Consider the following 12,261-nt stretch of genomic DNA (forward strand, 5'->3'; position numbering starts at 1 on the left):
TTAGGTGAGATTTGAGGAGTGACTACAGGTGCAGTTGAGTTTACAGGTGCTGTTGAAGTTACAGGTGCAGTTGGAGTTACAGGTGCAGTTGGGGTTACAGGTGCAGTTGGGGTTACAGGTGCTGTTGGGGTTACAGATGCTGTTGGGGTTACAGGTGCAGTTGGGGTTACAGATGCTGTTGGGGTTACAGGTGCAGTTGGGGTTACAGGTGTTGTTGGGTAGACTGCTGTCGCTCCAGAAGCTGGGGTGATTAATGGATTTTTAGAAGCTGCCGGTCGGGCAGGTTGTATTGCAGTGCCGCCAGTAATAGCGGATGCAGGACGGATAGATTGTGTTGAGGTCAACAGCGAATGTCCACCCGGTGACATGATTGGTTGTGGTGCAGTTTTGGTGGCAACAGCGGTAGACGCAGCAGCCGGAATAATCGGATGTGGTGAGGTAGCCGGAATGACTAATTGCGGGCCAGAGCGGAGTGGCATGGTGCCACCGCCTTGTGCTGCTGTGGTTTCATCTGTGAGGAATTTCTCGAGAGCAACGCGTGCTGATTCTGGACGGTCATCCATATTACGAGCAATGTGCCACATAACCCACTCACATACCCAAGCAGGTAGGTCTGGGCGCAATTCTTGGAGTGGTTGGACCGAGTTTTGTAGGTGGCCAGCCATGACTTGAGGAGCACTGTCGCCATTGAATGGATAGGTTCCAGCAAGTGAGTAGTAATACATACAACCCAACGCGTACATGTCTGTACGACGATCAAGAGGTGTGCGTTCGAATTGCTCAGGAGCCATGAAGAATATGGATCCGAATACAGCATCACCGTGATCTATCGTTTGGAGAGAAGGCTTTGCGGAAAATTTAGCGAGTCCAAAATCCACAAGTTTGACTTGGAATCGTCCAGACGGAAGCCAGCAAACCATAACGTTAGAAGGTTTGAGGTCGCGGTGGACTAGATCGAGATCTTGAGCTGCAATCATCGCTTCCTGGGACTGAATAGCAACTTCCCTAAAGTCGTCAAAAGTAAGGGTTCCGCGCTCGACCATTTCGTCGAGAGTTTTACCATTAATAAGTTCCATTACGACGAACGGGCCTTCCTTATCAATACCTGCGTCATACACGGTGCAAATATGCGGGTGCTGGACTGAAGATAGCGCAGTTGCCTCTTTGAGGAGGTTTTTTGTGGCTAGTTCCTCATTTTCGTAGCCATCAGCATCATCAGCGAGGACTCGCTTGATTGCTACCTCGCGGCGGAGTTGGGTGTCATAAGCTCGGTAAACCGCTCCTACTCCTCCTTGGCCAATTTTTCCTCGTATTTCGTATCGTTCGTCGGACATGATGTATGCAGATCGCCAGCATACTTTAGGAATTCTGCAAGCAAGGCAACTCAGAAATTGGCGATGATAAGAAAAACTTAATCTTTCGTTCAAGTTGATAATTGAACAGAACTATCAAGGAATGACTTAGCCGAGATTTTACAGGGAAATTTCCTAGCAAGAACATATTTGCCACTGCACACGTAATCACAATTACGTGTGCATCCTTTCTTCATGGGAAGGCTTATTAATCAGGCGGAAAACCAGTTGGTATTAGTTCAGCTAGGTACAAGCTATGAAGCTTCAAGGCGCAGGTACGCCCACACCTAGCCAACTCTAAGATAGACGCAAGCAAGGCTGTACTTCTTCGTGAACAGGGACCCACTTATGCTGCGATTGGCGTAATTGTAGATGTTGGGCGTAGCACAGTCTCTGAATGGATAAATAAAGCTAACAGTAATGAGAATAGTTCTCAATAGAGGTTGATTGATGGCAATTTTTGATGCATGGAGGTTTCTAGTGAAGAGCGAAGAACAGTACAGAGCTGAGAAGGTGCTTGCCGATAGGCTAGGGTGGAAACATATTTACAGCGTGAAATGGATAGTGTGCAGCCTCTTGGTCTCAAGGTTAGTGGCGAGTGAGGTAGATGAAGCGATAGTGGTGTATTCTCAATCTCGGGCTGTGATGGAAGAGTTGCTTAAGGTCGAGAGAGCGATCGATAGTGAAAAAAGGGAATGGGAGCTTAAGCAACAAGGTATTTCTGACCTACTAGAATTGTATCAACAAGAACTAGAGCTCATAAGTGAGGAGCTAGAATCAGCAGGGAGCAGTTTGGAAAAGATGAATGAAGAGCTCGAGAGTGTGAAGGCTTCTGTTGCAGCATTTCAACAAGCTCGAGAGGTGCTTGTCGGGCGCATAGACCAGCAACGTGGACGCCTATTTAAGCTATACGGGATGTTTCCTGAGCCTTTGCAGCAGCAATTGTTAGGAGAAAAGGATAATTTATTGAATGACGCATTGGTGCTTAAAGATAAAGTGGCCTCAGTTGTTAGAGTGTTAAAGGCTGCGGATAAATTTAACCGTATTGTCAGTTATTCCGAGGAAATACATGAAATCGATGGTGAGGAAAGACAGCTTAGAGTTCTCTATGTAGGTCTAGCAGGAGCATATTATGTGAGCGGAAGTACTTCAGGGACAGGAAAGCCAAGTCAGGAGGGGTGGATTTGGAAATCCGGCAATACTTTACAGGAATCAATAGCACGAGCAATTGCTGTGTTTCAAAAAACAGCACGACCTCAGTTAGTGAATCTACCAGTGGAGGTGCAGAGTAAATGAAAGTGTTAAATTTGGCAGTAGTTGTAGGGACTTTATTACTTAGTCAAGCATCTCTTGCTATTGAGCTTCAAGAGCTGAAGCGCGATTTATCTGAAGCTAAACAGCGTCTAGGTTCTCAGCGAGATGTAGAGCTATTGCAGCGCGAAAAAATAGGATCAAAACTATCTTCTTTAGAGAAAAAGTTGATGCTGAAACGCCGTCAACAATTACTGGCTCGTATGAAGACGCAGGATCGAGAGGCTGCGTTGGGAATTCAAAAAAAAGCAGAGAAGAGTTTCGCTAAAGACGCAGACTACATTGGTAGTATCCTTCGGGGGTATGCACTTGAATTAGATTTAACGATGGCCCCAGGTCAGAAAAATCTGGTAAATGCGTCACACTCGAAGGCTTTTGAGAGAGATACTGAGCTTGAACAAAAAATAGCGATACTAGATGTAGCTATGGACCGTTTGGAATCAGTCTTAGGTGGCGAAGTACTAAACGCTACAGCAGTTGATTCTGATGGGACTTTAGTTGACGGGCGAGTTTGTAATTTTGGGCCTGCAATGTGGTTTCTTTCCAGAGATACACAACAATCAGGAGCGCTAGTACTAGACAGTGGAGCCGAGTACGGCCGGATTATTGATAGCGGTGATGGTGACATACAGTCGTTGTTTGAAAATGGAATAGGCGAGATGTCTATTGATGTCACGGGAGGGAAGGCAAGAGCCATTGATTTAGTGCAATCCGATCCGCTTCGTATCTTTAAAAAAGGAGGGATCTGGTTGTGGCCAATTTTGGGAATTGCTTTGGTGTCAGCATTCTGTGGAGTGATGAAACTAATCCAACTCACTAAGATAAAAAATCCTTCAGGTTTGTGGGTTGCAGATATTTTAAAAGCTGTTCGAGGTGGTAATATTGAGGATGCCGAAGATGTGGCCATGAGTGAGGGGCATCCAGCCGGAAAGCTCATAGCAAAAGCTCTATCGTATGTGGATTCTGGTGTGGATGTTGTAGAAGAAGTGATATACGAGCAACTCATAGGAGTTCAGTCGAGCTTACAGAAGTGGTTACCATTTATCGCTGTGACTGCGGCTACAGCGCCTTTACTAGGCTTGTTAGGAACAGTTTCAGGAATGATTAGAATGTTTAACGTCATCACTGTCACTGGAACTGGAGATGTGAAGCCTATGGCAGGGGGAATTTCAGAGGCGTTGGTGACCACGCTCTTTGGTCTGGTTGTCGCTATTCCAGCATTGGTACTGCATGCTATGCTGTCCCGTCGTAGTAATGGTGTTGTGCAAAATACTGAAAAACTAGGACTGACCTTCGTCAATGGCTTGAGAAAACTCTAGTATGTATAGCATTTCCATCATTTATAAAGAATGCGCGACTGTACTAGAGCAGGGTGGAGTTGTGTTGTGGATGATCCTAGCCGTAGGAGTGTGGTTATACGCATTGCTCTTTTCTAGTTGGTGTACTGTAGGTCCTTTGAGGTCATTGATTCAAACCTGTGAAATAGCGGTTGGATCAAGCTGTAAACGTGAAGTAGTCAGAGATTATGCAGTCTTTGAGTTGGATCATTTATCGTGGGTTGAACGTCGTCTGCCTGTGATCGCTGTAATGATTGCTTCATGTAGTTTAGGAGGCTTACTCGGCACCGTGTCTGGAATGCTAGCAACGTTTACGAACATGGCTTCAAATAGCCAAATAAACCCAATGGAGAAAATTGCAGCAGGTATTTCTGAGGCGATGATAACAACCCAGGCTGGCCTATTGATTGCTTTGCCAGCTGCATTCATTTTTGCTCTGCTAAGAAGTCGTGTAGGCGAGGTGCAAATGAGTTTGAGTGAACGTCAGCAACAAACATTGGTGAAACTAGCGAATAAGAAGGAATTGGTATGAGGCGATTTAGGCATTTTTCAGATGCAAACACACAGACGACTGAGGTGAATATGTCACCACTGATCGATATTGTATTTATTTTGCTTATCTTTTTTGTTGTGACAACGGTGTTCATCGACGATCCGGGGGTGGAAGTTAAGATGCCGAAGGCAGCAAGTGCACAAGAGATCGAAAAAAATGCGATCCTGCTGGCTGTTACAAAACAGGGAGAGGTATTCTATGGTGGGCGAAATATTGGAGTCGAGGGAGTACACTCACTCGTGTCGTCAATGTTGAGTGAGGATGAGAGTCTACCAGTTGTGATTCAGGGGGATAGTGAAGCCAGTCACGGGATGATCATGCGGGTTACGGATGCCGCTCAAATAGGTGGAGCTAAATCAATCTACAGTGCGACAGCAAAGTAACGTTTTATGCAAATCAAGAGTGTCATCATAGGGGGCCTTTTTACTACATTGTTAGTGATTGGTCTTGGTATGTCGCGCTTGCTTAAATTTCAATCAGTGGGCGATGAGTTTGAGTTGCAGAAGATAGAGACTCTGACTCTCACTCCACCACCGGAGCCTGAAATTCTAGAGGAGCGTGAAGAGATAGAGGAGTTAGAAGCGCCCTCGCCGCCAGCTCCGAGTTTTGCTGATCTTAGGCCGAATATGGACAGTATGAGCATTTCTCTACCTTCTGCGCCTCCAGTGTTGGATCTTAGTGCTGAAGTGGATTTGTTTTCTTCTGGGGCAGATCCCGCACGATTGGTGGCGAAAGTGGTGAAGGTGAAGAAATCTAAGGTGAAAATTTCCAGACCTACTCCTTCTTCACTTAAATCAATTGGATTGAGCGATCTAGATAAGACGCCTCACTGTATCAGTCGTGGTCGTTTTCGATGGCCTAATAATGTGCGTAATAGACAGGTGAAGGCTGTCGTCAAAATAGAACTCAATGGGAGTGGTCGGGTCCGCTATTTGTCCACAGTTTCTGTATCTGACGAAGGCATGCGCCACGTACTACCTTCAATAGTCAATGGAAGCCGTTTTTCAGCTCCAACGGTTAACGGGAAACCTATTAAAATTAAATTCAACTGGCCCCTCACTTTGCAAAAACCATGATGTATTTTCAAAAAACGATTTTAGCATTCAGTAACATTTTGACCTTTAGCACTATCGCGAATGCTGATAATTTTACTTTGTCGAAGGAGTATTGGAAGGATGAATCCTTTGTGAGGTCATTTAATGGCTCTTATCGGATCAATGCTCGCATCGAGCCGAACGTGAACTCGGCCGAGCGTACATTACTAGTTCAGGTGCAGAAAGAAATGGCAAATGGTCAGCACGCGGCAGCGCTCATGTTGTTGAAAAATAGCCCAATATTTAAAACATCAGCGGCTTTGAAATACAATGCAGCCAATGTCAGCCTTGAGCTAGAGCAGACACAGCAGGCCATAGGGTATTACATGGACTCTATTGAGATTTTTCCGTCGTTTCGAAGAGCGCATAAAAATCTAGGTGTTGCATACATGAAAGCGGAGCAGCTGAAAGAGGCCAAAGAAGCCCTGATTCGTGCTGTTGAGTTAGGAGATATGAGCGGACCAACTATGGGGTTGTTAGGTTATTGTCACCTGCAAAATGATCATGAAGCTTCTGCACTACAGGCGTATAGATTGGCCCAAATAAGCGAGCCTACGATCGTCGATTGGAAGGCGGGCATAGCTCAATGTTTGTTGGCTACAAACCAAAGTGAAGAAGCATTGGCTCTGGTGGAAGAAGTGGTGGCGGCGCGTCCTAGCGAGTCTTCTTATCAACTACTTTTAGTAAGTGTCCTTCTCGATTTGAAAAAGGACTTACAAGCAATTTCAGTGCTCGAACTTTTACATCGTTCTGAGAAACTTGAACTCAATGAAATGGCCCTACTCGCTCAATTGCACAGCCGTTCTGGGAATAGTCGCTTAGCTCGACCATTGTTCGAACTCCTGATAGCAGCTCTTGATCCAGTCCTTTTGCCACAATATTTGAATGCGGTTGAAATTGTAATGCACAATGCGGAGTGGAGCTACGCAGCTGAGCTACTGGAGGCAGTACCAGGAGAAATTGCGCTTACTGAAAAGTTACAGAACAGACTCCAGAGGTTGAGAGCGCTGAGTCTAGTTCAAAGCGGTGAGCAAGGAGCTGAAAGGTTGTTAGAAAAGGTGCTGGAAGTAGATCCATTGGATGGCGAGGCACTGCTGTTGTTGGCAAAAGTTAAACTGAAAGATGATACTACTGCAGCAGATTTTTACCTTACGCGTGCAGAAAATATTGAATCAGTACGCTACCGAGCTCTGATAGAGTTTGGTAAACTTCGAGCTTCTGAAAATAAGTTTAGTGAAGCGTTAGAGAAATTTGAGAAAGCTGATGCTATCCACAGCAATCCTGAGCAGCGGAAATATATTTCGGCGCTTAAAAGGATGCTTTAAGCCCCATCCTTGAGCATTTATTCTGGGATCTCGGGTGAAATTCCGTGGTCTTTTGTGGTGAATACCTTGACGAGAAAGCAAGCAAACGAGAGTAGTCCGTAGCTGAGTCCTAAAATCACACCAATATCAATGATGCCACGCCAAGGTTGGGTGCAAAATTCGCTCATAAGGAATACAACGCAAAGGATTAGTATCGACAATGTTATGGCAATGATTCTAACCTTTCTCTTGGCGTAGAAGTAGCCCACGCAGAAAAATGGAGCGAAGAGTACATGTAGTGGACGTGGGTTAAGATACAGGTAGTGGACTCGGGCAGCGGTGCGTGGGGAGAATTTTTTTTGGAAGCCTTTGTACCCTTCAAAGTAAAGCATGAAGAGTGAGTAAAGTATGAGGAATACAACCTGATAGGTGCTAAGTCCATTGCTGACAGCTTCTTTAGCGTGAACAAATAGAGACTGTAGAGATTTACCCACGAGAAGGAATACTCCAAGCGCTCCCCAGATGGCTGCGATGAATTTCATGCGTTCTCTTTAGAAGGGATTGCGATACTTGTAAAGGAGAGGGATTTGTGATTTGAGATTTTAGGCTAGAACTGACACATTCTACTACGTGCCAAAGAACGACACTCATATATTGATACCTCCCATACTTTTGACGTCTTTTGCGTTGCTGTTTTGGGGCGTGACTAGCGGGAACGTTCTGGTCGCGTTGGTGCTAGCGGTGCTATTGGATTGCCGTAGGTGGGTTCCCCTGAAATGGGACTTTGATGAGGTCGCCCAAGTGAAGGCTTTTCAGTTTTCCCTGTTATTAGTGTCAGCTGGTGTCGCGATCAGTTGGATCGATGACGCTGGAGCGGCTGGGGCGCTTAATGTGATGAGCTGGATGCCTGTGATGTTTTTCCCGATTGAGTTTGTTCAGCGTTATGGCCATCGGGACACAGTGACGCTGAATTCCTTTTTCTTTTTTAGCCGTAAACGTATGGCTCAGGATAGAAAGGAAGGTCGGGAGGTGCACCCTAAACAAATTAATACAGGTTACCCCTATATATTAGGGGTGATAATGGCAGCTTCGACTGCGGAGGAACTAGAGTGGTATTTCTGGGGCGGGGTCTGTGTGTTGATCTTTGCTGTGGTGTTTTCAGTGTCTAGATGGCGGGGTATGCGTACCCGTAGTTTGTGGTTGGTTTTACCCATTGTGGTGACTTTGGGCTGGGGGATACAGTGGACGATGACTACCGCCTATTTATGGGTGAAGACGCATGTTAAGGGGTTTTACCAAAGCTCGGGGGGCGGGACGTTTCTGGCAGATTTCACTTCACATCTTGGTGAGCTAGGGAATGTCCAGCTGAATCCCATGATAGAATGGAGGGTTTGGTCTGAATCAAATCCAGAATACCTCCGCCTAGCTAGCCATAATAATTATAATCAAGGGCGCTGGACGTATGACTACCGCGTGGAGAATTTTGAAAAATTCGATGATTCATACCGAGATTTCTTTGATGCCGAAGTTGAGGTGAGCGATGGCTTAGTTACTTATTTCCAAAAGCAGGATAAGTCACTAGTAGAGCAGGCAAAAAAGAGTGATTTTTTGGAGGTTCGAGGAACAATAGTTCAAAAACAGTCAAGTTCAGTTGTGCCATCAGCTCCTGGTTTTTATGCTGTCTCTGATATATTAGGGGAAGCAACCTATGCTGAGGTGAATTCTATGGGGGCGCTGCGCCTTTCCAATCGAGACATGGTGATCAGTTATTCGTTGTTTGCTGATTCAGATAAAACGGTTCTAGATAAAGTGCCGCTGGGGGAAATCGATTTGCGAATCCCTAAAGAAGAAAAGCAGGTTATCTCAAGTCTAGCGGATCAATTAGGGTTACGTACGATGGAGGACCCAATGGAAGTGATTGATGCCATTAAGCATTACTTCTACTCGGAGTTCGAGTACTCCACTGATTTTGATCCAGGTGAAATTGATTATGACAGGTCTAAGCTCGAGTGGTTTCTCAACGATCTAAAATGTGGACACTGTGAGTATTATGCAACAGCAGCTGTGTTGTTGCTTCGAGAGGTCGGGGTGCCCTCACGTTACGCTATGGGCTATGCCGTATCAGAGCGGGGAACTGACTGTTGGAATGTTAGAGGTACTAACGCTCACGCGTGGACCCGCGCCTACATCGATGGAAATTGGATAAACGTGGATCTAACGCCGCCTAATTTCCGGGGTGTCTCATCCAGTGGAGGGATGTCAGCAATCGATTGGCTACGTGAAAGGATTAGTTTGATCCGGGAGGATTTCTTTATCTGGAGGCAAGATCCTTTAAATCGGACGAGTCTGTTAGTTAAAGTCTCCATCATTGCTGTGTTGTTGTTCCTTTGGATCATCTACAGGCTTTGGAAGAATCGCTCACGAAAGGTGACTCCAAAGTTGATCCTTGCAAGTTGGAGTGGCGATACTGTTATGACTCCATTGCATCGACTGGAACGAACGATTCAGAAGAAAGTTGGATTGCGTGCTGAAGGGGAACCGTACTCAGTTTGGGTTGAGAAATTAATAGAGTGCGATGGAGTGGACCGAGATCTTGTAGCCCAAGTGCTCAAAAGTCACCAAAAGATGCGTTTTGATCCAGCCTCTGAAATTGATGAGAAAAGGCTAAGGAGCTTGGTGAAGAAGCTTAAACAGCAGACGCGTAAAGGGTGAGTAGTGAGGCATCTGAATCCTTGTTGCCTAGGCTGAAGTCAGCATCGTACCCGTCGAACTTCCAGCGACTTTGGTTCAGCATGAGAATGAGTTCAGGTAGCAAGTACCATTCTAGGTCTTGATGAACATACTGTTCCTCAAGTATGGTGTTAGAGTTGTCGCTAATAGTGTAGTGCTGATCACGAGAAAGTGATTGGGATGTCCTGTCAATCTGGTGGCGAGTCTTGCACCTAGCTATAGTGCCATCACTGAGAGTGGTTTCTTTGTCAGGGTGCCAAGCATCTGGTTCTAATGCGTCTAGAATTTCTGGCCAAGGGATAAACACAGTGATGTAGAGGCCTGCACCTTCACACGCCATCCCGCGTAATTTTATGAGTGTGCTTAGAGCTGCATCTCTAGAAAAGAGTTGTAAAGTGAACGCAGGAATCGTGATGGCGTCATACTGAGTTGACGTTTTGTGCTGAGAAATGTCAGCGAGGTAAACCTGTGGACAGAGTCGCATCTTTTGGGCTTCGCGTTGAAGAAGAGCAAGCATGTCCTTGGAAATTTCAACGCCTTCAACGTTGTAGCCTTTTTGTAGCAATGGAAGGAGTAGTCTGCCTGAGCCGCAGCCCAATTCTAAGGCTTTACCTGGATACTTTAGCAGAAATTTCTCAAGTAAATGGGATTCGTCAGCGTCTGGCTCATTGTTCCAGAATATGTCATGGAGGCGAGCTTCGAGATCTTTGTACATGGTCGTTTAGTTGTCAGGTTTCGGATCAACAAAGGCGTAGATAGTATTTCCGTTACTCGGCGCTCGCATATCATCGTGTGCCGGACGTAGGCCTTTATCGGCACTATTTGTGAAGAGCAAAATTGCCTCAGGATGGTGCTCCAAGAAGTTTTCGTAGGTGAATTGGTCGGAAAGCTTAGTCTTTTTGATTTCTTTGCCGTCCAGACTCATTCGGGAGAGTTCCTTGTGGTTAGGTCGTTTTGGAAAAATAATCCGACCACGCATGTGTGACGCTACAGCAGTGGTGTGGTGTGATTTGTCATCTAGCGGGGCCACCTGCCAGACCTCGGCGCTACCAAAAATGTGGGTGAATTCACTCGCCGCGAGGCTGTTGACTTCATCGTTGTGGGTGCCGGCTACGAGTTGCCCTAGTCCAGCAAAATCCAGTTCGTCTCCGACGTATTCCGACAGAATGCTAGCGCGTTTGGCAGGGATTCCATCGACTGTTGCAGCGGCAATGTTGGAGTAGTTAGTGTCAAGTAGGAGAACCTCATGGCCGTCCTCGAACAGAGCTTTGGCTATTTTTCGGATCCAGCCATCAGCTCCCGCAAACAGGACGCCTCTTGGGTTTTTCGCTGCTATACCCAATCTGTTGGCTAGTGGTGCTGCGAGTAAACCATAGATAGTGACTGTGCCGACAATGACGATAAACATCATGGGAACCATGAGGTTTGCTTGCCCGATGACTTCCTGTGGGAATCCTTCCACATCGTCAGCTGCGTGAGTGAGTTCGAGCGCAAAGATTGCTGTTACAGCGGCGGCAACAATTCCGCGAGGAGCCAGAGCAGCTAAGAATAGACGCTCTTTAGTGTTTGTTTGTTTAAGGAAGACTGTGGAGGCAAAGATGGAGATCGGGCGGACGATGATAACCAAAAACGCGATGAGTCCGAGTCCTGGGAGTAAGGCATCTTTCAAGCTAGCTATATCGACTCTGCCCGAGAGGACGATGAAAAGAAGTGAGATGATGAGTGTTCTAAGAGTCTCCTTAAATTCTAGGATATGTTTGACTGAGAAGGATTTTTGGTTTGCTAGGGCAATTCCTAATACTGTGACAGTGAGCAATCCTGATTCCTTTTGAATGGCATTTGATGCTGAGAATGCGATAGCGATTATAGCAAGCAAGAAGACTGAATGGAGGAAGTCTGGGATGAGATGTTTTCTCAAGAGTAGCTCGATTACTTTCGCTAGTAAAAAGGCAAAGACAACACCAATAAGAAGAGTGATACCAAGTGAGTACAGTATCGTTACTTTAGCTTGTTCCACATCACCAGCTAGAGCGGCTTGGAATACCAGAACTGCCATAATTGCTCCTATTGGGTCAACAACGATGCCTTCCCACTTCACTATAGAGCTCATCTTGCGAGAAGGCTTAATATGTCGTAAGAGGGGAGCGATTACTGTGGGGCCGGTGACAACTAGGATAGAGCCTAGAATTGCCGCAACTCGCCAATTCCATCCAAGTACATACATGCCAAATGCTGTGATAAGCGCGAATGAAATAGCCACTCCAACTGTGCAGAGTCGAAATACCGGGCCTCCGCTTTCTTTGAGTTCTGAAAATTTTAACGTGAGGCCTCCTTCGAATAAAATAATGGCAACGGCAAGCCCGACGAGTGAGAGTATGATTGATTCACCCTCTACTCCAGGGAGATAAGTGTCGATATTAACGCCGAATAGTTGGCCTGCTGCGAAGCCGAAAACTAAAAGAAGAAGGATAGATGGTAGCTTGAAACGCCATGCTAACCATTGTGCTAGAATTCCTAAGCCTAAGATGGAGGTTATGTATATCCCGAAATTAATTCCAATAGAATCGAACATTGAATTGC

The 12,261-nt window shown here is 46.0% G+C and carries 11 protein-coding genes; 7 read left to right on the plus strand and 4 right to left on the minus strand.

Translation table 11 applies throughout. The features are described from left to right. The coding region (locus ABGY95_RS04640; RefSeq protein WP_347440531.1) for a protein kinase at nucleotides 1-1,334 on the minus strand (1,334 nt) is incomplete at its 3' end. A gap of 468 nt (nucleotides 1,335-1,802) precedes the next feature. Between ABGY95_RS04640 and ABGY95_RS04645 the strand changes: the two genes are divergently transcribed. The 6 genes from ABGY95_RS04645 to ABGY95_RS04670 all read left to right on the plus strand — a co-directional run bounded on the left by ABGY95_RS04645 (nucleotide 1,803) and on the right by ABGY95_RS04670 (nucleotide 6,972). Next, a complete protein-coding gene (locus ABGY95_RS04645; RefSeq protein WP_347440532.1) occupies nucleotides 1,803-2,648 on the plus strand; it encodes a DUF3450 family protein in 846 nt (281 codons plus the stop codon). Nucleotides 2,649-2,650: 2 nt separating this feature from the next. Then, nucleotides 2,651-3,982 (plus strand): MotA/TolQ/ExbB proton channel family protein, encoded by a 1,332-nt coding sequence (locus ABGY95_RS04650; protein ID WP_347440533.1) that lies wholly within the window; start codon nucleotides 2,651-2,653, stop codon nucleotides 3,980-3,982. Between the two features lies 1 nt (nucleotide 3,983). Next, on the plus strand, nucleotides 3,984-4,532 hold the full coding sequence (locus tag ABGY95_RS04655) for a MotA/TolQ/ExbB proton channel family protein (protein WP_347440534.1): 549 nt from the start codon (nucleotides 3,984-3,986) through the stop codon (nucleotides 4,530-4,532). Then, nucleotides 4,529-4,936 (plus strand): biopolymer transporter ExbD, encoded by a 408-nt coding sequence (locus ABGY95_RS04660; protein WP_347440535.1) that lies wholly within the window; start codon nucleotides 4,529-4,531, stop codon nucleotides 4,934-4,936. Before ABGY95_RS04655 ends, ABGY95_RS04660 begins: the two co-directional genes overlap by 4 nt. A 6-nt stretch (nucleotides 4,937-4,942) precedes the next feature. Further along, the gene (locus ABGY95_RS04665) at nucleotides 4,943-5,629 is read left to right on the plus strand and encodes a hypothetical protein (protein WP_347440536.1); all 687 of its coding nucleotides are present in this window, start codon (nucleotides 4,943-4,945) and stop codon (nucleotides 5,627-5,629) included. A 236-nt stretch (nucleotides 5,630-5,865) separates the two neighbouring features. Then, nucleotides 5,866-6,972 (plus strand): tetratricopeptide repeat protein, encoded by a 1,107-nt coding sequence (locus ABGY95_RS04670; protein ID WP_347440537.1) that lies wholly within the window; start codon nucleotides 5,866-5,868, stop codon nucleotides 6,970-6,972. A 17-nt stretch (nucleotides 6,973-6,989) separates the two neighbouring features. On the opposite strand, the gene ABGY95_RS04675 is transcribed toward ABGY95_RS04670, so the two are convergent. Then, on the minus strand, nucleotides 6,990-7,493 hold the full coding sequence (locus ABGY95_RS04675; RefSeq protein ID WP_347440538.1) for a hypothetical protein: 504 nt from the start codon (nucleotides 7,491-7,493) through the stop codon (nucleotides 6,990-6,992). 88 nt (nucleotides 7,494-7,581) lie between these two features. On the opposite strand from ABGY95_RS04675, the gene ABGY95_RS04680 reads away from it, so the two are divergent. After that, nucleotides 7,582-9,663 carry a transglutaminase-like domain-containing protein gene (locus ABGY95_RS04680; RefSeq protein ID WP_347440539.1) on the plus strand — a complete coding sequence of 694 codons (2,082 nt, stop codon included), beginning with the start codon at nucleotides 7,582-7,584 and terminating at the stop codon, nucleotides 9,661-9,663. Here ABGY95_RS04680 and ABGY95_RS04685 read toward each other — a convergent pair. Then, nucleotides 9,638-10,396, minus strand: a complete 759-nt coding sequence (locus ABGY95_RS04685) for a class I SAM-dependent methyltransferase (protein WP_347440540.1) — start codon at nucleotides 10,394-10,396, stop codon at nucleotides 9,638-9,640. The two genes, ABGY95_RS04680 and ABGY95_RS04685, sit on opposite strands and share 26 nt — an antisense overlap. A gap of 6 nt (nucleotides 10,397-10,402) precedes the next feature. Then, nucleotides 10,403-12,261: sodium:proton antiporter (locus ABGY95_RS04690; protein ID WP_347440541.1), on the minus strand; the 1,859-nt coding region annotated here is incomplete at its 5' end.

Source organism: Rubritalea sp., assembly GCF_039830215.1.
Lineage (GTDB): Bacteria > Verrucomicrobiota > Verrucomicrobiia > Verrucomicrobiales > Akkermansiaceae > Rubritalea.